The following is a 24,414-nucleotide window of genomic DNA, read 5'->3' as shown; positions in this document are numbered from 1 at the left end:
GGGCTCTTCATTCTGAGGCATCCGGCATACCGCTATTTTGTTGAGATATTCAACGTTATTTCGGCTTTTTCACGTCTTTAAACGATTTTGAAATGTGTTTCCAATAGTTCTTGTGAAACTTAACACTTGATTTTCCAAGGATGTCGTGGTAAGTGGCGGGCTCATCATCCGGATGAAAGATTTTCAGTTCCATGTTTTCGTACAAAGCCGAAACTTCGGGGTGGAACTGTACGGCAAAAACGTGCGGATAAGTGCTGTGTGTAACTCCTTCAATAATTTTTCCGTCGGGCGATAAACAGGTAACTTCCAAACCTTTTCCCAGCTTTTCAATAGCCTGGTGGTGACTGCTGTAAATCCGCGGAGTAGCCTTCTTTGATGTTTTTATGGTTTCACCAAAAAACGGATTATCGGTAAATTGGATGGTGTGCAGGTTGATGCCCATAAAAAGCGAATCTTCCCCGATTAACTGCCAATAGTTGCGGTGCATATTGGCACGGCCAATGGCAACGGTTTCTTCGGGTGTTTCGGCCTTGTAAATTTCGGCAGGAATATCCTGAATCAACGTTCCACCGGTGGCCACATTCATGGTTTGCATACCCAAACAAAATCCGGTTACCACATAATCGGGGCGCTCGGCAAGGAAGGGTTTAAACGATTCGTTCTGGTAACCTCCCAGCAGGTGAAACATAAAAGTGGCTTCGTAATAATGGCGGGCAGGCGTATAAACACCCGATTTCGTATTTTCCTCGCCATAAATGGTCGGAGGAATATCGGCTCCGCCAAAAAAGATAACACCGATCGAGTTATCGAAAACCTTTTTCAGTTGGTGGGTAACAGCATTTTCCCGGTACAAATTTGTTTCGTTCAACTCGCCTGTAATTTCGTGCAGGTAAAAGTTTTCAAGCTTGTTTTCGTTAATGTAATTTTGCGTTTCGGTGTAATCGGTTTTTTGCCCCTGGTAATAAACAGCCACAAATTTCACCTTGTTTTTATTTAATTTCAGGATGTTGTTATCAGCAAGGTATTTAATAGTTTTTATGTGATTAACTGTAGGATCGCAAAGAATAATGTACTTTTTGCGGGGATTAAAATCAGTATCGAAAAAATGTTGTGCGAATGCGTTACCAAGCAACAGAAACGCAAACAGAAGTAAAAGCAGCTTCTTCATCTTAAATCAGTTAATGTTTTTCGCCTCGAGTTTTCATCATCAAAATTAAAAGAATACCAGTTCCGGCAATACACTGATAGCAGTATTTAAATAAAACATAATTTAGGCCGTGCACATTCTGTAAACTTTGTACATTTGTCTAATCACATAAAAAGAAGAAAGGTTATGAAATTCAATTTTAAATCATCTTACCTGGTATTGGGTGCAGTTATCTTAATTGTTTTGCTGCTTTTTGGTGGCCGCATGTTTAAAATATTAAAGCCTGGTGAAAAGGCGGTAATTTTTAAACCTTATACCACCGGTTTGGATAAGGATAATATTTTTGGAGAAGGATTCCATGTAATCGCTCCGTGGAACGAACTGGAAATTTATAATGTACGCGAACAACAGCGCGAGGAAACAATGGACGTGTTGGATAAAAACGGTCTTTCGGTGAATGTTGATGTGACAGTACGTTTTAATCCATCGTATAGTAAAATTGGATTTTTGCACGAACAGTTCGGAGTTAACTTTGTAAATGTGTTGGTTATTCCTGAGGTTCGCTCATCGGTAAGGCAGGTTGCAGGTCGTTATACTGCCGAGGAAATTTACTCAACAAAAAGGGCCGAAGTAGAGCAGTCGATAATTACAGAAACCAAAAAAGCATTAAGTGCAAACTTTATCGATATGCGTGCTTTGTTAATCCGCTCGATTAATTTGCCGGCTCAAATTAAAGGGGCAATTGAAAATAAATTGCAGCAGGAACAGGAAGCCCTGGCGTATGAATTTCGGTTGAAACGCGAAGAGTCGGAAGCCGAACGACGCAGAATCGAGGCCGAAGGTATTGCGAATTATAACCGTATTATCAATGCCAGCTTAACTGACAACATTTTAACGCAGCGTGGTATTGAGGCAACAACGTCGCTGGCCGAGTCGCCAAACTCGAAAGTGGTTGTTATTGGTAGTGGAAAAGACGGGCTGCCGATTATTTTAGGAAATAATTAGAAGTTTAAAATAGGTTGAGAAACGAGCTGGTATTTGCCGGCTCGTTTTGGTTAAACAAGCGTGTGCCTAGGCTGATATTACCCCCTGTCGCTTCTTCGGCGCTCCTGTCCCCCTTGAGGGGGGACAATCGGAACAAAGTGACGATAGGGGGTGAATAGGCAGAGTAAGATGAAATAATACTTAGCATGAAAAAAATCAAAAATCCCTGGAAAGATCCACAGAACATTGGCGAATACAATTGTTTTGCCTGTTCGCCATACAACAGTGCGGGCCTGCAGCTCGAGTTTTGGGAAGATGGCGAAGAAATTATCACCAAATGGAAACCCGAACGTAGTTACGAAGGTTGGATTGGCGTTTTACACGGTGGAATTCAGGCTACCTTGCTCGACGAAATCGGTGGTTGGGTAGTTATGCTGAAACTAAAAACCGCGGGTGTGACCACTGATATGCAGGTGAGCTATTTAAAGGCAGTGAAAGTTTCAAAAGGCGAAGTTACCATAAAAGGAAAACTGGTTTCGCACGAAGGGCGGACGGCAAAAATAAGCGCATCGCTTTACGACGGAGCCGGCGAGGAGTGCGCAAAAGCAGAGCTTTCGTACTTTGTTTTTCCCGAGAAAATAGCCAAAGCACGATACCAATACCCCGGTATTGAGGCATTTTACGATTAATTTTCTGCAGCCTCTGCCGTGCAGAAAAAATGAATTAATATGGAAGGAGACTATTCTTCTTCTTCGTCGAATTCGGAAGTATAGTCCGGCATATCGTCTTCTTCATCGAATTCGTCGTAAATAGAATATTTATGTTTTGAACTTTTTTCACGGGAACCTCCGTGTTTCTTTTGTTTTCGGTCGAATTTGTCCAGTTCCGGGTGTCGGGTTTTGTTTACTTTCTTTTTCATCACGTCAGCAAACCAATGTCATTAATTGTAATACTCTTAAAATAATTAAATTTACGAGGGCAAAATAGAAAAAAAATAAATAAAACAAATCATTCGTTTATTATTTTTACCAAATTGTATTTTTATACGAAAGTGTTTGTACTATGTTATCAATGAGTAAATTAAAAAAACTTCTAGTGTTAATAGTTTGTGGAGTGTGCTGGGTAAGCACATTTGCACAAGATAATAAGCGTTCAGAAAAGTTGTTTGAAGAGGCCAGAAGGTACTATGTTGAAGATAGTTATCCTGCTGCAATTGAAACAGCGGATAAGATTTTACAGAAAGATCCCGGGTACGCTCCGGCACATTTGCTTTTGGCTGAGATTTACAAAGATATTGATTCAACCCGATTGGAAATTAAACACTTAACACAAGCTGTTGAGCTGGATGATAATCCGCTTATCGATTTCCGACTCGGAGAAGCGTTTTATAAACTGGGCATGTATTCTGAGGCACTCAGTTTCTACGAAAAATACACGGAAAACAAAGATATCCCGGAAAAGCGGCAGTTTCTTCTGGCCTGCAAAATTGCCAGTTGTCGGTTTGCCATCAACAGTATTGCGAATCCGGTAGCTTTTGAGCCCACTAATTTGGGTGATGAAATAAATACACCTAATGATGAGTATTGGCCAACTCCTTCGTTAGATGGGAAACACTTGGTTTTTACGCGTTTAATGAAAGACGGTGGCCGGCCACAGGAAGACTTTTTTATGGCCGGGATCGACTCGTTTAACTGGGACAATGCTATTCCGATAAGCGAAGTCAATACCAGCGATAATGAAGGCGCACAAACCTTATCGGCCGATGCAAAAATACTCTTTTTTACAGCCTGTAACCGCGAAGATGGTTTGGGAAGTTGCGATATCTATTTCTCGCGATTGGTTGAAGGAAAATGGACAGAACCGCGAAATGCAGGTGCTCCGTTAAATTCTTCGTCGTGGGAGGGACAGCCATCGCTGTCGTCGGATAACCGATACTTGTATTTTTCGAGCAACCGGCCCGGCGGAAAAGGACAAAAAGATATCTGGCGAATAGCCTTCAATGGTTTTGCTGAAAGCGGGGAACCACAATGGGGAAAGCCCGAAAATATGGATGCCTTAAATACTTCGGGCGACGAAATTTCACCGTTTATTCATGCCAATAACCATAATTTCTATTTCGCTTCCGATACGCATGTGGGTATGGGCGGACTTGATCTGTTTACCGCCGAAATAAACGAAAACGGCAAGGTGGAAAACCTGAAAAATATGGGTTACCCCATTAATACCTACCAGGATGATATGGGGCTTACAATTAGTTCGATTGGCGATGTTGCTTATTTTTCATCGGCAAGAGAATCGGAAAACGGGCTCGATATCTTCTCCTTTAACCTCGATCGTGGTCTGCAACCGCGACCTGTTACTTACATAAGAGCAAAAGTTACGAACAAAGTAACCACAGCGCCTATTATGGCCGATATTGAACTGGTTAACCTGAATTCATCGGTTGAAGAGCCTCGCATTGAAAAGGCCGACGAAAATGGCCAGATTATGCTGGCTTTGCCTGTTGGCCGCAATTATGCCTTTAATGTTTCGGAAGATGGATTTATGTTCTACTCACAATCCATGCGTCTGGCTGATGAAAACTCATTAACCGATCCGTTTATCCTGAACATCGATTTGGAGCCCATAGAAGTTGGTGCCGAAATGGACCTTCACAATATTTATTACGAAACCGATTCGTTTGCCATTCTTTCCGAATCAGAACCGGAGCTTCAGAAACTGGTTAGCTTTTTGAAAAACAACAGCGGTTTAAAAGTGGAAATTCAGGGACATACCGATAGCTCGGGTAATCCGGAAAGTAACCTTGAACTTTCAAAACTAAGGGCAAAATCGGTGGTTGATTACCTTGTTGAAAATGGTATTCCCGGTAGTCGTTTACAATCGCAAGGTTATGGCGATACCAAAGCTGTGGCCACTAACGAAACAGTTGAAGGCCGCCGCTTAAACCGTAGAACAACGATTAAAGTCATCGCAAAATAATGATCTCGGCTTCTGGCTTAATTATGGAGTATTATTTCCGGTAAGGCCAATTAGTATGCTTATATAGAAATTTCGGGGATTTCCCGGATAGTAGTAGCGTGGAGGATTGCCGCCAAACGATGGGGCATTAACAGCAAGCATTGAGGCATAATGCATATCAAAAATATTTTGAATGCCTCCGCGTATATCAAATTTAAAGTTGTCTTTTTTCCCCTGATACCTGATTTCAGCGTTTGTCAATCCAAATGCATCAGAGAAAGTGGAATTGGCATCGTTAACAGGCATCTCTCCGTTATAACGGTACCAGCCGTTTATCGACAAATTTTTGACGGGGATTAACGTGGCACCGATACTAAAGGTCTCTTTTGCCGTTCCGGGTAAAAGATTGCCGGAATAATCGTTTCCAAGATTCACAAAATCGTTAAAATGATAGTTGGCCAATGTGGCGCTTCCGTATAAGGTAAGCAGGGGATTTCTGCGATGCGTGATTGTTACCCAGGTGAATTCGGTTTCAAAACCCGGGTGCACCGATTGTCCGGCATTAACACCAATATAAGCATCTTCGCCGGTGCGGTGTGCAACAAGCAGGTTGTCGATATAAATGCGGTAGTAGCTTGCCGAAAGTTTAAAACGGTTGGTAATCTGGGTTCTGAATCCTGTTTCAAAACTCCATCCCGATTCCGGTTTTATTTCTGGGTTTATGCTGCCTTCGGGCATCAGCGTTTCTTCGAAGCTTGGTGTGGAAAATCCATGGCTGATATTTGCAAAAACAGAATTTTCGTGATTTAAAAGAACGTTAACACCTAAACGTGGCGACAAAACTGGTTTGTAATTTCGGTTGCCCGATTGGTCGCCGTTTTCGGTATAATGATCGGTGTATTTAAAACGGGTGAGGTTGCCGTTCAGCCCGGCAGAAATAAATACGCGCTCTTTAATGTTCGATTCCAGCTGAACAAAGATATTTTCGTATTGCCTTTTTTCATTGTTATCGGAAAGTAACTGGTCGTTGTCATTGTTAAAAGTTTGCCAGTCGTACGTTTCGCGAAACATCTCCAAACCGGTTGTCATTACCAGGCGAAACTCTTCAGTGGCAACAACTTTTTGAATGTAAGCGCGCCAGCCGATATAATCTGACGATTCTTTCAGTCGATTAAACGGACGCAGTTCATCTAGATCGCGGATACTTCCGAAAACACCAATCGATATTTTCCCATCGTTAAGCGTAAAACGGTTAAACGAAGCACCAAACTGCGAGTTGGTATATTCTTCGAAGCCTTTCACCGAAGCCCAGTTTTGTGCCGCACTTTCCGGATCGTTTTTATAGGTTTCCAAATCGAGCGAACTCGGAATATATCCTTTCATTTTAGTGGCTTTTAGCAAAAACTGAAGGTTCGATTTTTCCGAGAAGTTGTAAATCGAATTAATGAGGAGGTTGCCCCGGTTCGTCGAATTATTTTCGCGGTAGCCATCGCTCGATAGCAGTGAGCCAAGTGTGTAAATCTGAAGCTTATTTGTACTAACTCCAGCGGTTAGTGTGTTTTTATACGTTCCGAACGACGCCACTGTAGTCCTGTTCTGAACAAAATCTTTCACCACTGTTTTCGGGTGAAAAAGTAATACTCCGGCCAGGCCGGCACCGTACAAACTCGATGAGGGGCCTTTAATAATTTCAACGCGCTGGATAGCTGAATTTTCAAGGTCTTCCAAAACGGTTTCACCATCGCCGGTGGTTAATGGTATTTCGCCGAAATAGGCCTTAATTTTATTGGTGCCGTATGGCGTTCGCGAGCCAATTCCGCGAATGGTTAAGCGGTTGGTGTTAATGGTGCCGTGGTGCATTAAAATTCCCGGAATGCGGTTTAATGCATCTATGGGAGTGAGCGCATCGCCCGACTCCAGTTGCGCGGGTTGCAGCAAATTAACCGGTGCCGGTGTATTAAAAATATTGTAAGGCGAACGAAATGCAGTAATGGTAATTTCTTCTATCTGGTCGCTTAAGAGCGTTGTATCTTGTCGGGTAAACGGTAATTGTGCAAACACCACCTTCGAAGGAATAAACCCAAAAATAATCAGTAAAGCCAGAAATGTACACCATCTCGTTTTCATGACACGCTTTTTTTGTTCTCTAATCAAAGTTAACAAAAAGTAAGGAATATTTTAAGCCATAAAATGTACGAAAACGAAATGACCAAAATTGTGTTTTTCCGGTTATCCGCTTCGTTTAAACGCTTATCTTTTTTAAGCCCAACAGAAAATCTTCGTTGATGCTCGCGCCAAGTCCGGGCGTGTCGGTAATGGTAATTTTGCCTTTTTCGCCATAAAGAATTCCGCCTTCAACCGGGTCTTCTTCCATCATTAACGGTGTATCAAAATCGAAATAAACAATGTTTTTCGAAGAAAGCGCAAAATGGGCTGCTGCCGTAAATCCCAAACGTGTTTCAAGAAAACCACCAACCTGAATGTGCATTTTTGCAGCCTTGGCAATTTCCACAATTTTCAGTGCTTTAAAAATACCACCCGATTTGCTTAGTTTAATATTGATCAGGTCGCAGGCATACAAATCAATCAGTCGTTTTGCATCGATATGATCGCAGCAGGTTTCGTCGGCCATTATAGGAATTGGGCTAAACCGCCTTATTTCGGGCAGTGCCATGTAATCCCAGCGCGGAATGGGCTCCTCGCAATGTTGTATTTTATAAGGAGTCAACGCTTTTAAAATATCGAGTGCTTCTTCGGTTTTCCATCCCTGGTTGGCATCCAACCGAATCGGGATTTTCGGGCCAATTGCTTCACGTATTTTTTTTATGCTTTCCACATCTTGTTCTTTCGAGTGGCCAAGCTTTACTTTTACAATCTCAAAACCGTTGTCAACAATACGTTTAGCGTCGGCAGCCATCTTCTCCGGGTTGGAGAGACTTACCGTATAATCAATTTGCATCTCCTTGTTGTTTTGCCCTCCAAGAAATTGATAAAGTGGTACTCCGGCCTTTTGTGCAGAGATGTCATACAAGGCCATGTCGAAAGCGCTTTTTATGCTCGAATTACCATAAATAGTTTTGTCCATGGCATGTGTGCATTCCTCAATATTTTCCGGGTTTTTTCCTTTTAAAACCTGGGCCAGATACTGCCCTACAATAAAACAGGTTTCCATGCTTTCGCCATTGATTGTCATAAACGGACTGCATTCGCCAAAGCCAGTAATACCCTGGTTTGTGTGAATAATAACGATCACATTTTGGGCGTGATACATGGCGCCTAACGAAATAACAAAAGGTTCTTTTAATTTGATGGGAGATTGGTAGATATCAATCTGGTTGATTAGATGGTTCATTGTAAAAGTTTAGTTTTTTACAAAATTGATAAATCTTTTTATTAATTTGTATGACAAATAATTTAATTTAATCGATTGACAAATGAATTAAGATTGAAGGAAGCTGATAAGCAAGTTAAAAAAGCGGCATGATAGCAAATAAAAAGCCCGTCAGAATAGCTGACGGGCAGGTAGTTTTGGACTATAGATTTTTTAATCTAAACTTGTTAAAAACGCATCACGTTCTTTCAGGAATTCGGATAAACGTTCAATGGGGTCGCGTGTTATCGCTACTCTTCCTGAGCGGATAAACTGCATTACCTTAAATTGGTTCAACTCCTCGAACAGCGCTTGTGTATCTTCCTTATGTCCGGTCTTTTCAATTACCACATAATCTTTGGTAATTTCAAGAATACGGGCACCTGCTTTACGCACTATCTTTTCAATGGTGTCGCTTTCGTAAATCGGCTCAATCGGAACCTTGTACAAGGCTATTTCCTGGAAAATCATTTCCTCATTGGTGTGATAAAAAGCTTTTAATACATCGATTTGCTTTTCAATCTGGCTAACCAGTTTCACAGCCATCGCATCGGTACAGTGTATTACAATTGTGAATTTGTAAATGCCCTGCAATGCCGATTCTGATACGGTAAGACTGTCGATATTTGTTTTTCTTCGGGTGAAAACGTTTGTGATCCTGGTTAAAAGACCAATGTGGTTTTCGGAATAAACTGTAAGGATATATTCTTTTCTCATTTTTTTAACTTTTTTCGTTATTCAATTTACGAGATTAAGGCTCTAAAATTACATCCGAAACTGATGCTCCCGTAGGAACCATCGGGAAGACATTGTCTTCTTTCTCAATTTTAACCTCCAGTAAATACGGACCGTCATGGTCGAGCATTTTTTTGATACTTGCATCCAGATCCTCGCGTTTGTCAACGGTGTGGCCCGGAATCCCAAATCCTTTACCGATTGTTATAAAATCAGGATTATGCAGCTCGGTAAACGAATAGCGCTTCTCGAAAAATAACTGTTGCCACTGACGTACCATTCCAAGGAAGTTGTTATTCAGTAACATGATTTTAACCGGCAATTTATTCTGTGCAATCGTTCCCAGTTCCTGAATGGTCATTTGGAAACCACCATCGCCAACCACTCCAACCACAGTACGGTCGGGCGCTCCAAGTTGCGCTCCCATGGCAGCCGGCAAACAAAATCCCATTGTTCCCAAACCTCCTGAAGTTACATTACTTCGCGATTTTTTGAATCCGAAATAACGCTGGGCGATCATCTGGTGCTGACCAACATCGGTAACAAGAATAGCCTCATTATTTGTTTTTTCTGATACTATTCTAACAGCTTCACCCATGGTTAATCCAGGTTTTGTCGGGTACAGGTCTTTCTGAATCACCTTTTCGTTTTCAATGGCATCGCATTTTTTAAATTCGTTGTGCCAGTTCTCGTGGTTGTTCGGGTTTACATTGTCGATAAGCATTTTTAAGGCTTTTTTTGCATCGCCCAATACGGCCACATCTGTTTTTACGATCTTGTCAATTTCAGCCGGATCGATTTCAATATGAATAATCTTAGCCTTTTTGGCGTATTCGCTAACCTTACCGGTAACACGGTCGTCAAAGCGCATTCCCACAGCAATTATCAGGTCGGCTTCGTTGGTTAATTTATTCGGCCCGTAGTTTCCGTGCATTCCCAACATTCCAACATTCAGCGGATGATCTGTTGGCAGTGCAGAAAGTCCCAGCAAAGTCCAGGCTGCGGGAATTCCGGTTTTTTCGATAAAAGCTTTTACTTCTTCTTCAGCGTGGCTGATAATAATTCCCTGGCCAACAAACAGCAACGGTTTTTTAGCTTCGTTTATCAACTCGGCAGCGGCTTTAATCTGGTGCGGATCAATACTGGTCTCGGGCACGTAGCTACGAATTTTTGTACATTTTTCGTATTTGTAGTCGAGTTCTCCAAACTGAGCATCTTTTGTTACATCAATTAAAACCGGGCCCGGCCGGCCTGTTGTGGCAATATAGAAAGCTTGTGCAATTACTCCCGGAATTTCTTCGGGTGTGGTTATCTGGTAATTCCATTTGGTAACAGGAATTGACATTCCCACGATATCCGATTCCTGGAAAGCATCGGTTCCGAGCAGCGGCTCAGCAACTTGTCCGGTAATACATACCAGAGGAGTTGAATCGATCATTGCATCAGCGATTCCTGTCATCAGGTTAGTGGCTCCCGGGCCAGAAGTGGCCAACACGATTCCTGGTTTGCCGCTTACACGGGCATAACCCTGGGCACCGTGAATGGCTCCCTGTTCGTGGCGGGTTAAGATATGTTTTACCTCTTTGTCAAAATCATACAACGCATCGTAAACGGGCATAATTGCACCGCCGGGATAGCCGAAAATAGTATCCACCCCTTCTTCCATAAGCGACAGAATCAATGCTTGTGAGCCGGTAACTTTTTTTGCTGTCATATTGTTTGTTTTTTAGGCCGGTGCTGAATGCCGGCTATCAGTTTGTTCTATGTTTTATTCTTTTTTATTTTAATTAGTCTATTAATCTTACGGCGCCCATATCGGCCGATGAAACGAGGCTTGCATAAGCTTTAAGTGCTTTTGATACGTTGCGGACCCGCGTTGCCGGCTTCCATGCTTTTACGCCTTTTGCCTCTTCTTCGTTGCGGCGTTTTTGTAATTCTTTGTCAGAAATTACCAGGTTGATCGAGCGCCCGGTAATGTCGATGGCAATTTTATCGTTGTTGCGAATGAGTGCAATTGCACCACCACCAGCTGCTTCCGGCGATACGTGGCCGATCGACAATCCTGATGTTCCACCCGAGAAACGTCCGTCGGTAATCAGTGCACAGTGTTTATCCAGTTGCATCGATTTCAGGTACGAAGTAGGGTAGAGCATTTCCTGCATTCCGGGTCCTCCTTTTGGCCCCTCGAAGCGAATAACGATAACATCACCTTTTTGAACTTCAGCACCAAGAATCCCGTTTACGGCGTCTTCCTGCGAATCGAAAACTTTTGCTGTTCCGGTGAATTTAAAGATTGATGCATCAACACCTGCAGTTTTTACAATGCAGCCTTTTTCAGCGATGTTGCCGAAAAGAACAGCTAGTCCGCCGTCTTTGTTGTAGGCATTTTCAAAATCGCGGATACATCCGTTGGCACGGTCATCGTCCAGTTCTTTGTAAACACTTTGCTGCGATCCCATAACCAGGTTGCGCCCTCCGCCCGGAGCCGATTTAAAACGGTTTATGGCATCTTCGGTAACGGTATCGCGTTTGATATCGTATTCGGCAATGGCTTCGCCCAAGGTCCTTCCGTCGATGCGCGGAACGTTGGTTTCCATTAATCCGCCGCGTTCCAATTCGCCTAAAATCGACAGGATTCCGCCGGCACGGTTTACATCCTGAATATGATAATGACCGTTTGGCGCTACTTTACACAAGTTGGGTGTAATGCGCGAAAGCTCGTCGATGTCGTTCATGGTAAAGTTTACTTCGGCTTCGTGCGCAATGGCCAGCAGATGAAGAACCGTGTTGGTCGATCCACCCATGGCAATATCGAGTTTCATGGCATTTAAAAAGGCATCGCGTGATCCTATACTTCTTGGAAGTACGGAATCGTCGCCATCGAAATAATAAGCTTTTGTTGCCGCTATAATTTTTTGGGCCGCTTCTTCAAATAATTTCTTTCGGTTGGCGTGTGTGGCTACAATTGTTCCATTTCCGGGAAGTGCCAATCCAATGGCTTCGGCCAAACAGTTCATCGAGTTGGCGGTGAACATTCCCGAGCACGAACCACAGGTAGGACAAGCGTTTTCTTCCACTTTTTGTACATACGAATCATCGATTTTTGTGTCGGCAGCCATAACCATGGCATCAACAAGGTCGAGGAATTTATCGTCAACTTCGCCGGCTTCCATCGGCCCGCCCGAAACAAATATTGCCGGAATATTCAGGCGCATAGCGGCCATCATCATTCCCGGGGTAATTTTATCGCAGTTCGAAATACAAACCATTGCATCCACTTTGTGGGCGTTACACATGTATTCAACACTGTCGGCAATCACATCGCGCGACGGAAGCGAATATAACATTCCGTCGTGGCCCATTGCAATACCATCGTCGATGGCGATGGTGTTAAATTCAGCAGCAAAATAGCCTTCTTTTTCAATTAAACTTTTTACATACTGGCCAATTTCGTGTAAATGAACATGCCCCGGAACAAACTGTGTAAACGAGTTAACTATTGCAATCAAAGGTTTTCCAAAGTGTTCTTCTTTCATTCCGTTAGCTCTCCAGAGGCTGCGTGCCCCGGCCATTCTACGACCCTGTGTGGTTGTGTTGCTTCGTAATGTGTTATGCATACTTTTTTGTCTTTTTCTGTCAGTTGTAACATTAAAAAAGCCTTTCTCTGTTTTGAGAAAGGCTTATAAATATCTTTAGTATCTATACAAATTAATGACCTTTCTCAGTATTTCCAAGAATGACAACGAGTAGGACAATAATATTGATAGATAAAACTTTCATAATTTTTTATAACGATGAAGCAAATGTAAAAATTAAAATTTATTATCAAAACGAATTGAAATCAAAATCCATAAATATGAACGAAATTTAAAGATATTTGAAGAATTACTTCTGAATTGTAATTGTTTCGGTCACAAATCTATCAATTATTTCCAGGTATGATAGGTGTGTGTTTTGAATGATTTTATTAATTTCAGGCTTTACAATAAACGCTAACATAGAACTAACAATGAGCCTGCGGTACCATTCCATATGCCTTATCGGGGTACTTTTTTTATCCGCCTGTGTATCAAAACCCAAAGGGGATATTCTGAAAAATAGTGATTCGGTAAAAATTTATCCCGATTACACCGAAGTAATAATTCCGGCCAATATTGCACCTCTGAATTTTTTTGTGGAGCAAGAAGGAGATGCTTATTATTTGAATATTTTAGGTGAAAATGAAGGTAATTTATCCGTTTCTTCCCGTGACGGAGCATTTCGCCTTTCTGAGAAAAAATGGAAAAAGCTTCTTGACGAAAACCGTGACGCAAAAATCAGTTATCAAATATCGATTGAGAAAGATGGCAAATGGATTCAATTTCCAGAGTTCAGCAACACTGTTTCTTCCGAAAAAGTTGATCCGTTTTTGTATTACCGATTGTTGTATCCGGGGTACGAAAGCTGGACGGAGTTGAGTATTGTACAACGAAGCCTCGAAAGTTTTAAAGAAAAAACCGTCATTCAAAATAATGTGGTGGGGCAAAATTGCGTTAACTGCCATGCTTTTAATAACCAGAATGCGGAAAACTTTATGTTTCACATGCGCGGAAATTTGGGCGGAACTTATTTTGTTGAAAACGGAGATTTGAAAAAGGTAAACCTGAAAACCAAAGAAATGGAAAATGGGGCGGTGTATCCGCGCTGGCATCCGTCGGGAAAATATGTGGCGTATTCAGCCAATAAGGTGGTTCAGCAATTTCATTCGATGAAAAACAAAAAGATTGAGGTTTCGGATTTAAATTCTTCGCTGGTGCTATACGATATTGATAAAAATGAAATGATGCAGGTGCCGGTTGATCCGGAAACGCAATTTATGGATACTTATCCGGAGTGGTCGGCTGATGGAGAGTTTTTGTATTTCTGCCGCGCTGCTCAAATTGCCGAAAATTACGATTACCGGGATATTAAATATGATTTGTACCGTGTTGCTTTCGATCCGGAGCAGCGAAAATTTTCAGCACCAGAGTTGGTGTTCGACGCTGCAGGCATAGGAAAGAGTGTTTCCTTTCCGCGGATATCGCCGGCCGGAAATGTGTTGGTTTTTACCTTGCACGACTATGGAAACTTTTCGATTTGGCATAAAGAGGCCGATTTGTACTCGATTAACCTGGGAAATTTGCAGGTGAAGAGATGTGAAAATAACAGCGATTTTACCGAAAGTTACCACAGCTGGTCGGCCAATAGTAAATGGTTGGTATTTAGCAGCAAACGCGGAGATGGCTTAACGGCTCGTCCGTATATTTCGTTTGTTGATGAAAACGGAATTACCAGCAAACCTTTTGTTCTGCCACAGCAAGATCCCCGGTTTTACAGGGAATTTGTAAAAACATTTAATATTCCTGAATTTGCCATAAAAGACGTTGATCTTACTCCGGGCGAAATTCGCAAGGCTGCGGGAAAAGAAGCCATACAAGCCCAGTGGGCCACTAACTAAATCTATTGAAATGAATTCTGTTCTGCATAAAACCAATATAATAACCCGTTTTCTTCCTGCCGCGTTGCTGTTTCTGTTCGCAACAGTTTTTCTATACCGTTTTGCCGACTATATTTTCTTTTACCAGGAGAAGTCATCCCTGTTTCAAGTCTCTTTTGCTTACCTGAACCAACATCTCGACAAACCGGGGGGTTTCCTGGAATATCTGGGGCAGTTACAAATTGCATTTTATTATTATCCTTTGGCTGGTGCACTGATTGTGGGTTTCCAGCTATTATTAATTGTTTTGATAATTTCGGAAATTGGCAAACAGTTAGGCGCTGAAAATTTTCTGTTTGTGCCATTCTTAGCGGGAGTTCTGCTTTTTTATCTGCAAACCAATTACCAGTATCAGGCCATAAACAACCTGGGGATTTTGGCTCAGCTGCTGCTCTTTTGGGGACTGATAAATAGTAAACCCAGGTATCAGTGGTGGGTGGTAATTCTGATTCCAGCTGTGTATTTTCTTTTTGGAAGCTTCTCTTTTCTGTTGCTAGGATTGTCAACACTTTACTTCCTATACCAAAAAAGTTGGATGAAACCAGCGTTAAGTTGGGTCAGTATTGCGGTTTTCTTTTGGATCGGGAACGAATTCTTGTTTTTTTATACCACCGATTCGCTTCTGGTATTTCCGTTTTCGGTTATCGCTATCGGGGGGCAGCTTGTACTGTTTGGATTGACGGCTTTGATATTGCTGTTTATTCCAGTGTTTGCAAAAATCAGGATTAAAGCAATCGAGCGGATAAAAATCAAGAACATAAAATTGGCCGGACTGTCTCCATATTTGATTTTGGTTTTGCTGGTAATTGCTGCTTTTCAGCATATTGATGAAAAGAGTAAACACTATTTTCACGCCGAAAAATTATTTTACGAGCAAAAATATGATGAGCTGATTCGTTATAATTTTAACGAGCCCACCAACAACAAACTAACGCTGTTTTTAAATAATGTGGCTTTGGCCGAAACCGGACGTTTGGCCGATTCGTTTTTTAAATTCAGGCAAAGCAGCGATGGTAGTACGCTGTTTTTAAAGTGGCAAAATATAGGTCAGTATTTACAGTTTGGTGGTTATTATTATTATGCCATTGGCGTTATAAACGAAGCGCAACGCTGGGCATATGAATACACGGTAATTTATGGCTATACCCCTGAAACGCTAAAAATGCTGATTAAAACCGAGCTGATTAAAGGAAATTACCGAACAGCAGTAAAATACATCTCGATTCTTGGCAAATCGTTGTTTTACAGGGATGATGCGCGCCAATTCAGGAAGTTTCTGAACAATGATGCTGCCGTTTTGAGCGACGACGAATTGGGGAAAAAGAAGCAACTAGATACCAAACTCGATTTTTTTGTAAAAAGCGATACGCCCTGGTTAAACCTGCTGCCTGTTTTAGAGGCCGACTCGAATAACCCGGTTGCATTGCAATATGAACTGTCGTGGCTGATGCTTCAGAAAGACATGAAAGGAATCGTAAACTTGCTTCCGGCGATGGAAAATGCGGGTTTGAAAGAGATTCCTAAAAATGTTGAAGAAGCTGTGGTTACCTATAAATTAATGCGGGTAGGAGAGATGCCCGGGCTAACGAAGCTACAAATTGATTCCAAAACCGAACAGCGTTTTCAACGGTATTACCAGCTATATCAGCAAAACCAGGCGAGCAAACGTAAAGCACAAATTGCGCTGCGTGATTTTGCTGATACGTACTGGTATTATGTTTTTTTCAATTAACGGTTTTCCTCACTTTTTTTGTTGATTTCTAATTGAAATTATCTCGATTTTAAGTGTTCGTCGTTGTTTTTAAATAACAACATAAATGCAACAACAAGTACCACCGAGCTTAGGGTGGTTATTCCCCAAATGGCATTCCAGTTATAACCTGCATCGCTTTTAAAGTTGGCTATCAATTCGCTGCAAATAAAGTTGCCAACCAAAAGGCCGGCACCAAATGTTACCAGGAAAATAAAACCCTGTGCCTGCGATTTTAATTCGGCAGGAGCTTTTTTATCGATATAAATCTGGCCGCCAACATAAAAGAAGCCAAAGATTAACCCGTGAATCAAAATTCCGATAAAATACATCCAGCTTTGGTTGATAACACCACCGGCATAAAATGAAAAGTAGCGAATGGTTAAAGCAATCAGACCAAAGATCATTACTTTGCGTAAGCCCAGCTTTTTAATGGCCAGCGGAACCAGGAGTAAAAATCCCATTTCGGCCAACACGCCCCAGTTCATGGTTATCGAAATGTATTTGGTATTGATGTTTAAAAGGAACTCAGAAAAAAATGAGTAATACATGGCAAAGGGAATCATCGAGAGGAAAGAGAAGGCAATAAAAATGGCAAAATTTTTATCGCGCATTAGCTCAACTGTTCGCAAACCAAAAGCATCAATTAACGAACCTTTTTGCCCTTTGGCCGGAGGTGGTGTATTTGGCAAGGTAAGGTTTACGAATACGGCAACGATACTTACTGCGGCACCGCAATAAAAAGGAATATTCGTTCCGTCGAAATCAAAGCCCAGGAAGCGAATAAAAATAACACTGAAAATACCGGATGCCACCCAGCCTATGGAGCCAAACACCCTTATTTTTGGAAATTGTTCGGATGGAATGTGCGCCATTGCAATAGAACTGGTTAAACTCCAGCTGGGCATGTAACCCAACATGGCAATCAGCAGAAAAATAAAGAGCAAATCGGGTTGATTTGTAGTTCCGGCAAGCAACAACATAACAGCATTCAGCAAATTTAACGAGGCCAACACTTTTTGTCCCGGGAAAAAACGATCAGCCAGCATGCCAATTACCGGCGAAACGATACAGCCAATAGCCATTGAACTTAAAATCATCGATTTTTCGAAACTGCTAACATCGAGGTTGGTTAAATAAGCAGCCAAAGGAACCCACCAAACAGCATACATCATGTATTGGAGGAGCATCATCAGCGACAGTTTTAGTTTAATCATTACAATAGGATTTTAGGCAATGGGCAAATGCCACTGCATAGGTTTTAGCAATATTATTAATTTGAGAACCGTTAACCTTTTCAGGTTCAGATAAGTTTTATTGAATGTTTGGTAAAATTCAGCTTGTATTTATTTATGTTCAGTTACTGAACTTTGTCTTTCTTATTGTGAAAAATACTGAAAGAACAGGTAGATATAAAAAGACCGGCAAACTGAGCCGGTCTTTTATATACTAACTAAACTAAACGACTAGTTGTAACCGGGATTCTGTTTCAACTGTGGAGCTTTGTTTATTTCCGTACGTGAAATAGGTAACCAGTAGTTGGCATCCTTCCACGCTCTTACATCAGCATCTGATGAAGTGTCGTAGAACCATTCGTGGCTACCATCTTCGTAATGGTAGATTTTCATCGGGTGAACAGTTTTGATCACGTCTTCTGCTATCATCCATTTACGAATCATATACCAGCGGTCGCCTTCTCCGAAGAATTCAACCATTCTCTCGTGGCGGACCCATTCTCTGGCTTCCGCCTGGTCAGTTGTCATTTTATCAGGTAGTCCTGCACGGTTACGAATCATATTCAGTGCTTCCATACCTTTTTCAACTTCGTTCAACTCAATACAAGCTTCGGCATAGTCTAATACTACCTCGGCGTATCGCATTTCAATCCAGGCATTTTCGTTGTTAAAGTATTGCCCAACGGTTGCCGGATCCTGGTATTTTTTTATGTAATAACCGTTTTTAGTACCGTTCCATGCTTCAATTGGACCCTGGCGGGTATCAACTCCTGATGCTTTTGTGCTACCATCGGCTGCAATATAATAACCGGTTTGAACACGATTCTCGGGGTCGAAAGCTACTGCATCTGTTGGACGCTCGATCCACGGTGCACCATCAAAAAGAACGGTTGCATAAAAGCGAGGTTCTCTTCCAACGTATGGATTGATTTCCGGATCAGCTGCTAATTCTGCAGCTGTAGCTTCGCGTACTTCTTCGTCTCCCGGATTGTATTTATCCCAAACGAAAGGACTACCATCGGCCATTTCAAATTCGCGAACAGCGAGTTCGTTCGGACCATTGTTTCCCCAGTTGTGGTACCCATTTGGGCCCCACCATCTGTTTTGTGTGGTTGTATTTCCTTGCGATTGCAGGTGTTGCACACCCCAGATCGCTTCATCATCCCATTCTCCTTTTTGTGTAAAAATGTTAAAGAAGTTTTCAGAATAAGCTTCAACATCTGCTTCGGTTAATGGAGACGGAGGATCGTCGGTTCCACCGGTTAATGAGTAATCTCCATGCATTCCGTCCATGATTTCTTTGGCTATGGTTTGCGCTTGAGTCAGTAATGACTCTCTGCTGTGCGACTGGAACGAAACCAGCGGATCATTAGAATAGGCACCGTGCATTAATTCTCCGGTACTCCAGCTTAAAATTCGTGATTTTAATGCTGCAGCTGCACCTTTTGTGGCACGTCCCTGTTCCATTTCGTCTTTGGTTGGAAGTCCGGCAATTGCCTTGTCAAGGTCGGCGATAATAAAATCAAGTGTTTCATCTAACGAAGACCTGTTAATAGATAAGAAATCTTCACCTAGTTCAAATGGCTCGTTAACCAGTACCAAACCACCGTAAGAGCGCATTAAGTTTACATAGTCGAAAGCACGGATAAAATAAGCTTCGGCTATATATGTAGCCAGTAGTGCTTCTTCTCCGGAATTCTCGGTAGGCACGTTTTGTGCATTTGCAAGAAATACGTTTACGTTTTTAATATTGCTGTATAAGTTCCACGTAATCCAGTTAAAACGCCAGTTTCCAAAGTGTCCTAATTCGTCGGGGCTCATAATCCCTTTCAGAAACGGATAGCCGCTCGGACGGTGTATGCACAGTAGCTCGTCAGTAGCTCCGGCCAGAAGGTCTTCCCTTAACCCCAATAACATATTGTTATCAACGCCAATATAGTCATAACATCTGCCCAAATATGCTTTTGTTAGGTTTAAGTCTTCAAAAACAGATTCCTCGTTAAAAGCATCAACCGCTTTTTGGTCGAGAATATCGTCGCATGATGTTGTTGCAATAATCAGCGTCAACACCAGTATCGAACCTAATATTTTTTTCATATTCTTCATTTTTCAAAATTCATTAATTACTAAAATGTAACTTTAACACCAAGCGCCAGCGTTCTTACGGCCGGGTAGTTCATAGGAGCTCCAATTTCCGGATCGAAATTTTTCTGAGCAGCATAAATCAGGAACAGGTTGTTTCCTGCAAAATATACCTGAGCTCTTGAAATTCCCAGGTCGCCAAATACCTCGTTAGGTATGGTATAGGTGAGAACGGCATTTTTTAAACGGCAATAAGCCATGTTGTCCAGGTGGTATGTACTCATATTGTTATCAAACGACCAGTATAAGTCATCGCGGTTGTAGGCTCTTGCTACATCGGTATTGGTGTTTTCAGGTGTCCAGCGATCGTCGAAACTCCACTGGAAGTAGTTACCTGCTTCACCACGACGTCCGTCAGCAATGTTCATACGGTAATATTTGCCCTGGCCTTGTGCCAGTAACGAAAGGTGCCAGTTTTTGTAGTCTAAGTCGATAGATAAACCGTAAGTAACTTCCGGCATATCGGTTTGATCAACAAGGATTTTGTCGTCGCTGGTAATCGATCCGTCGCCATCTACATCGCGGAAAATAACATCTCCAGGTTTGGCGTTGTCCCAGGAAGGATATCCGTCAACAGCTGCCTGATCGGCAAAAATACCAATGGCATCGTACATTAACCAGGCTCCGTAAGGGTGTCCGGTGCGTTGTTGCCAGGGCTCTGCTCTTTCCGGCTCGTCCATAAATACCACTTCGTTGTGGTTGTACGAGAACTGGCCGGTAAGGTCGAGACGAAGATCGGAAGTAATATTCTTGTGGTATCCGGCTTCCAGCTCAAAACCACGGTTATCAACTTCTGCAATATTCTCATCAGGTAATGCCAATCCTGTAAATTGTGGTACTGAAGCATCTCTTGAAGCTAAAATATCAGAACGTTTGCTGTAGAAAACATCAGCATCGAACGAGAATAAGTTATCAAGAATTTGCGATTCGAAACCAATGTTGTAAGTCGTTTGTTTTTCCCAGGTAATATTTGGGTTTGCCACACCATCTTGTTGTACAACGGTTTCAACCTGTTTTCCTGATCCCATGGTTAAACCGGTTCCCAGAATGTATTTATTCATGAACTGGAAAGGATCACCCGGGTCCATACCCATTTTACCATACGATGCCTTCAGTTTGAAGTAGTTGATGGCAGATAAATTATTTTGCCAGAAACTTTCTTCCGAAGCTCTCCATCCCAGCATTAAACCAGGGAAATTACCCCAACGGCTGTCAGGAGGGAATTTTAACGAACCATCGCGACGGAACAGTGCTTCAACCAGGTATTTTCCTGCATAACTATAGTTGGCACGACCAATGATTGATTTGCGCGCATAAATCCAACTCCAGCCCCAGTTATCTTTATCGGTATCGGAACCTGCATCGATAGTTTGAACAACGTCTGAAATGTAATATTTGCGGAATGCTCCCATTTCATTTCGGCTTTGGTCAATCTGTTCATAGGCACCGAAAATTGAGAATGAATGTTCACCAAAATCACGTGCATAGTTGAAATTGAAGTTGGCTAATTTTCGAATCTTCCTTTGGTAGGTTTCAGCAAGTTCTGGAGAAGAGTATCCACGTTTAGCAGGAGTTAAATCCATATCGATGATATATCCCTCTGAATCATAGGTTGCTGAATCTTCGTTTTCAGTGTATAGTGTCCATGGTTTACGGAATTCTTTTCTATACCAGTTTGATACATCGTAAGAATAATATCCGCTAAGCGTTAAACCTTTAATCGATGGCGGTGCAATTGTTGCCTTAAAAGTTAACTGGTTGATGTAGTCTTTCTGATCGTCGTAACCACCTTCGAAAGTTGAAGTAACAACAGGGTTGTCACCGTATTCAATATCCGGGCCGGGTAATCCGTTTGGCCAGAACGACCAACGGGTAGGCAGCAAACGGGTTGATTGACCATAAATATCGCCTGCACCTTTAGTTGGGTACATTTTGTTATTCAGGAAACCTGCATAATCAATCGAGGTGGTTAACCAATCGGTAATAGGAAGTTCCAGTTTTGCACGCAAATTATATTGCTTGTAATTGGTTGATTCCTGCTCGTATATTGCTTCTTCGTTTTTATAACCCAACGATACGTAGTAATACATTCCGTTACTTCCACCGTCGATACTGAAATTGTGTTTGCTGGTGGTGGTCCAGTTAGATACAAGGTCGCCAACCCAGTCGCTATTCGGGTGTTTCCAGGGGTCTCTGCCGCTGTAAAACAAGGCGATATCTTCATCAGAATACGTACGCTCTTTGTTTTCGTAGTCCTGGTATTCACTCAACATTGTGGCATAGTCGCCAGCGTTGGTTACTTCAGGAAGAATAGTTGGAGACATAAAACCCTGATAGAACTGGTAGTTCATTCTTGGTTTTCCTGATTTTCCCCGTTTGGTAGTTACCAGAATAACACCGTTTGCTGCCGATGATCCGTAAATGGCAGCCGATGCATCTTTCAGTACCGATACACTTTCAATGTCAACAGGGTCAACATCGCCCAGCGAACGGCCAGGAATTCCATCAATAACCACAAGCGGAGCTGTAAGCTCAGGATTGTCGTTTCGGTCTCCTAAAGTGGTACGTCCACGCACAAGAATAGTAGCGTTACTCTGTCCCGGCTCGCCGGTTGTTTGAATACCGGTAACACCACTCATGCGGCCCGAAAGGGTGTTGGTAACGTCGGCAGCAGGAATAGCTTCAATTTGCTCTCCGCTAACGGTTGCAACCGAACCTACTACATTGGCTTTTTTCTGCGAAGCGTAACCTACGGCAATAACTTCTTCCAAACCGATTGCTTCAGCCTCGAGAGTAATGTCGATGATTGCTTTGTTGCCAATGTTTACTTCCTGTGTTCTCATTCCTACGAATGAAAAAACCAGCACTTTGGCATCTTCAGGAATACCGGTTAAATTGTACTTACCGTCAACATTGGTTACAATACCTACGGTTGTTCCTTTAACGATTACCGATACGCCCGGAAGAGGCATGCCTTCTTCGTCGACTACAGTACCCGAAATGGATTTTTCCTGCTGACTGGCGGAGCTGACAGCAGATGTTTCCTTACTTGCTTCCGGATAAACAATAACTTGTCGGTCAATAACCTGGTAAGCGAGATGGTGTTGTGGTAAAATTTCATTTAAAATTTCTTCAACACGCGCATCTTCAGTCGTTACCGACACTTTTTGATTGTCGTTTACAACGTCGTTGTTGTAAACAAACTTGAACTCGCTTTGATCAGCGATGGTTTGAAATACTTCTTTCAGGCTGGCCTTTTTCATTTTTAAATCGAACTTAACCGATTCAGAATACGTGCTGGCCTGTACACTAACAACTATCGCCAGTAACAATGCCATGGTGACACCGGCTACGCGACGAAATTTTGTTAGCCATCCCGATGAACAGGAAAGCTTAGCATTAATGCATTTTTCCATACAATAATAGTTTAGTTTGTTAAACAATAAAATTTAGTTCATTTAAATCTCCCTTGTAAAGAGTTGATCAGACTCACCGGAAGATTTTCAGTTTTGTTCTTAATTCATCATTTCAATCGTGTCTTGTTTTATTTTATTCTATAATTATTCCGTTATTATTTATTTTGTATTCAAATGTTTTGGCCACGCTCAGTAATTCGAGTATCCTTTCCAGCGATTCTTCTTCAAATTCGCCTGAATACTTAAAGTTGCCTGTAACTGAATCGGAAACAAAAATCCGTGTTTCAAAATGGCGTTCCAGTTTTTTCGAGATGCTAAACAAATCTTCATCGTAAAACCGCAATATTCCATCGCGCCATTGAGCCGGTTTGCCCAGGTCGGTGTGCAATAGCTTCATTTTGCCGGTGTTGGTGTGGTAATAAGCGCGATCGCCCGGATTCAAAATAGCGGTATTGTTATTTGTATTCGGATTTAGCTGAACCTTGCCTTCGTATAGCGAAATCTCATGAATATCGTCGGTAGGGTAGGCAACAACATTAAAATGGGTTCCCAAAACTTTTGTTTTAAGGTTCGAGGTTTCGATAATAAAAGGCTTTTCAGCGTTTGGTGCAACTTCAAAGTAAGCTTCTCCAAACAAGGTGACTTCTCTTTTGTCGCCAATAAACGGTTCGCTGGCAATTAACAACGACGATGAGTTTAACCATACTTTGGTTCCGTCGCTTAAGGTTATATTTTTAATTTCTTTGGCTCTGCACCTGTACTGGTTTAATGTGGGCGCCTGTTTTCTTTCTATTAAATAGTTTATTGAAAATGCCATTGATACAATTAATAATATAGTAGCTGCAATTCCGATCCATTTCCATTTACTGGTTTTCGGACTTTGGTGATATGTGAATCCGAGCTTTTTTTCAGTTTGCTGTATTATAGTGTGTTTCTTGGCTTTTGGGAAATATTTCCTCCAAAAGGTGTTAATTATGGAATAGCTTCGTGCAGTGGATATATGTTTGTCCATCTTATCATTAAGAAGACCATCTTCTTCTTCGCTGATGGATTCTGTTAATTCTTTTACAATAAGCTCGTAGATATTGTCTTTCTTCGTCATCTTTTGTCTTTCTATCTAAAAAGACGTTTGTATTTTATTCTATACCTAATTCAACAATAA

At 41.9% G+C, this 24,414-nt stretch carries 16 protein-coding genes; 5 read left to right on the top strand and 11 right to left on the bottom strand.

Going from position 1 to position 24,414, the window contains the following annotated elements; all coding sequences use genetic code 11:
• Positions 1–55: 55 nt before the first annotated feature.
• A complete protein-coding gene (locus BMW53_RS01175) occupies positions 56–1,168 on the bottom strand; it encodes a gamma-glutamyl-gamma-aminobutyrate hydrolase family protein (protein ID WP_038561185.1) in 1,113 nt (370 codons plus the stop codon).
• A gap of 165 nt (positions 1,169–1,333) precedes the next feature.
• On the opposite strand from BMW53_RS01175, the gene BMW53_RS01170 reads away from it, so the two are divergent.
• Both BMW53_RS01170 and BMW53_RS01165 read left to right on the top strand, forming a co-directional pair.
• Positions 1,334–2,152 (top strand): prohibitin family protein, encoded by an 819-nt coding sequence (locus BMW53_RS01170; protein WP_038561187.1) that lies wholly within the window; start codon positions 1,334–1,336, stop codon positions 2,150–2,152.
• 185 nt (positions 2,153–2,337) lie between these two features.
• Complete coding sequence (locus tag BMW53_RS01165; protein WP_038561190.1) at positions 2,338–2,820, top strand: PaaI family thioesterase; 483 nt, start codon at positions 2,338–2,340, stop codon at positions 2,818–2,820.
• 50 nt (positions 2,821–2,870) lie between these two features.
• On the opposite strand, the gene BMW53_RS01160 is transcribed toward BMW53_RS01165, so the two are convergent.
• The gene (locus tag BMW53_RS01160) at positions 2,871–3,050 is read right to left on the bottom strand and encodes a hypothetical protein (protein ID WP_038561194.1); all 180 of its coding nucleotides are present in this window, start codon (positions 3,048–3,050) and stop codon (positions 2,871–2,873) included.
• A 176-nt stretch (positions 3,051–3,226) separates the two neighbouring features.
• On the opposite strand from BMW53_RS01160, the gene BMW53_RS01155 reads away from it, so the two are divergent.
• Entirely contained in the window at positions 3,227–5,110 is a 1,884-nt protein-coding gene (locus BMW53_RS01155) for an OmpA family protein (protein WP_168136435.1), read from the top strand.
• 21 nt (positions 5,111–5,131) lie between these two features.
• Here the strand turns inward: BMW53_RS01155 and BMW53_RS01150 are convergent, their stop codons facing one another.
• The 5 genes from BMW53_RS01150 to ilvD all read right to left on the bottom strand — a co-directional run bounded on the left by BMW53_RS01150 (position 5,132) and on the right by ilvD (position 12,811).
• Positions 5,132–7,216 carry a TonB-dependent receptor family protein gene (locus BMW53_RS01150; RefSeq protein WP_038561200.1) on the bottom strand — a complete coding sequence of 695 codons (2,085 nt, stop codon included), beginning with the start codon at positions 7,214–7,216 and terminating at the stop codon, positions 5,132–5,134.
• A gap of 115 nt (positions 7,217–7,331) precedes the next feature.
• Positions 7,332–8,441 carry a mandelate racemase/muconate lactonizing enzyme family protein gene (locus tag BMW53_RS01145; protein WP_038561203.1) on the bottom strand — a complete coding sequence of 370 codons (1,110 nt, stop codon included), beginning with the start codon at positions 8,439–8,441 and terminating at the stop codon, positions 7,332–7,334.
• Positions 8,442–8,633: 192 nt separating this feature from the next.
• Complete coding sequence (gene ilvN, locus BMW53_RS01140; protein ID WP_038561208.1) at positions 8,634–9,176, bottom strand: acetolactate synthase small subunit; 543 nt, start codon at positions 9,174–9,176, stop codon at positions 8,634–8,636.
• A 34-nt stretch (positions 9,177–9,210) separates the two neighbouring features.
• Positions 9,211–10,908, bottom strand: coding sequence for a biosynthetic-type acetolactate synthase large subunit (gene ilvB / locus BMW53_RS01135; protein WP_038561210.1), 1,698 nt, complete (start codon positions 10,906–10,908; stop codon positions 9,211–9,213).
• Between the two features lie 73 nt (positions 10,909–10,981).
• Positions 10,982–12,811 (bottom strand): dihydroxy-acid dehydratase, encoded by a 1,830-nt coding sequence (ilvD, locus tag BMW53_RS01130; RefSeq protein WP_074780091.1) that lies wholly within the window; start codon positions 12,809–12,811, stop codon positions 10,982–10,984.
• 392 nt (positions 12,812–13,203) lie between these two features.
• On the opposite strand from ilvD, the gene BMW53_RS01125 reads away from it, so the two are divergent.
• Entirely contained in the window at positions 13,204–14,670 is a 1,467-nt protein-coding gene (locus BMW53_RS01125) for a TolB family protein (protein ID WP_051567957.1), read from the top strand.
• Positions 14,671–14,680: 10 nt separating this feature from the next.
• Positions 14,681–16,441: a DUF6057 family protein gene (locus BMW53_RS01120; protein WP_038561216.1), complete on the top strand. Its 1,761-nt coding sequence runs from the start codon at positions 14,681–14,683 to the stop codon at positions 16,439–16,441.
• Between the two features lie 38 nt (positions 16,442–16,479).
• Here BMW53_RS01120 and BMW53_RS01115 read toward each other — a convergent pair whose 3' ends face one another.
• From BMW53_RS01115 to BMW53_RS01100, 4 genes are all read right to left on the bottom strand, one after another.
• Positions 16,480–17,676: an MFS transporter gene (locus tag BMW53_RS01115; protein ID WP_038561219.1), complete on the bottom strand. Its 1,197-nt coding sequence runs from the start codon at positions 17,674–17,676 to the stop codon at positions 16,480–16,482.
• Positions 17,677–17,925: 249 nt separating this feature from the next.
• Complete coding sequence (locus tag BMW53_RS01110) at positions 17,926–19,791, bottom strand: RagB/SusD family nutrient uptake outer membrane protein (RefSeq protein ID WP_074780085.1); 1,866 nt, start codon at positions 19,789–19,791, stop codon at positions 17,926–17,928.
• Between the two features lie 29 nt (positions 19,792–19,820).
• A complete protein-coding gene (locus tag BMW53_RS01105; RefSeq protein ID WP_051567959.1) occupies positions 19,821–23,252 on the bottom strand; it encodes a TonB-dependent receptor in 3,432 nt (1,143 codons plus the stop codon).
• Positions 23,253–23,385: 133 nt separating this feature from the next.
• Complete coding sequence (locus BMW53_RS01100) at positions 23,386–24,354, bottom strand: FecR family protein (protein WP_038561225.1); 969 nt, start codon at positions 24,352–24,354, stop codon at positions 23,386–23,388.
• Positions 24,355–24,414: the final 60 nt, after the last annotated feature.

This window comes from Draconibacterium orientale (assembly GCF_900111425.1).
In the GTDB taxonomy this organism is placed as follows: Bacteria; Bacteroidota; Bacteroidia; order Bacteroidales; family Prolixibacteraceae; genus Draconibacterium; species Draconibacterium orientale.
Note: the sequence above shows the minus strand (reverse complement) of the source record. Positions and strands in the feature narration are given on the sequence as shown.

Coding starts and splice junctions, on each gene's coding strand:
- BMW53_RS01175 (WP_038561185.1), bottom strand. CDS start 1,168: ATGAAGAAGCTGCTTTTACTTCTGTTTGCGTTTCTGTTGCTTGGTAAC.
- BMW53_RS01170 (WP_038561187.1), top strand. CDS start 1,334: ATGAAATTCAATTTTAAATCATCTTACCTGGTATTGGGTGCAGTTATC.
- BMW53_RS01165 (WP_038561190.1), top strand. CDS start 2,338: ATGAAAAAAATCAAAAATCCCTGGAAAGATCCACAGAACATTGGCGAA.
- BMW53_RS01160 (WP_038561194.1), bottom strand. CDS start 3,050: ATGAAAAAGAAAGTAAACAAAACCCGACACCCGGAACTGGACAAATTC.
- BMW53_RS01150 (WP_038561200.1), bottom strand. CDS start 7,216: ATGAAAACGAGATGGTGTACATTTCTGGCTTTACTGATTATTTTTGGG.
- BMW53_RS01145 (WP_038561203.1), bottom strand. CDS start 8,441: ATGAACCATCTAATCAACCAGATTGATATCTACCAATCTCCCATCAAA.
- ilvN (WP_038561208.1), bottom strand. CDS start 9,176: ATGAGAAAAGAATATATCCTTACAGTTTATTCCGAAAACCACATTGGT.
- ilvB (WP_038561210.1), bottom strand. CDS start 10,908: ATGACAGCAAAAAAAGTTACCGGCTCACAAGCATTGATTCTGTCGCTT.
- ilvD (WP_074780091.1), bottom strand. CDS start 12,811: ATGCATAACACATTACGAAGCAACACAACCACACAGGGTCGTAGAATG.
- BMW53_RS01125 (WP_051567957.1), top strand. CDS start 13,204: ATGAGCCTGCGGTACCATTCCATATGCCTTATCGGGGTACTTTTTTTA.
- BMW53_RS01120 (WP_038561216.1), top strand. CDS start 14,681: ATGAATTCTGTTCTGCATAAAACCAATATAATAACCCGTTTTCTTCCT.
- BMW53_RS01115 (WP_038561219.1), bottom strand. CDS start 17,676: ATGATTAAACTAAAACTGTCGCTGATGATGCTCCTCCAATACATGATG.
- BMW53_RS01110 (WP_074780085.1), bottom strand. CDS start 19,791: ATGAAAAAAATATTAGGTTCGATACTGGTGTTGACGCTGATTATTGCA.
- BMW53_RS01105 (WP_051567959.1), bottom strand. CDS start 23,252: ATGGAAAAATGCATTAATGCTAAGCTTTCCTGTTCATCGGGATGGCTA.
- BMW53_RS01100 (WP_038561225.1), bottom strand. CDS start 24,354: ATGACGAAGAAAGACAATATCTACGAGCTTATTGTAAAAGAATTAACA.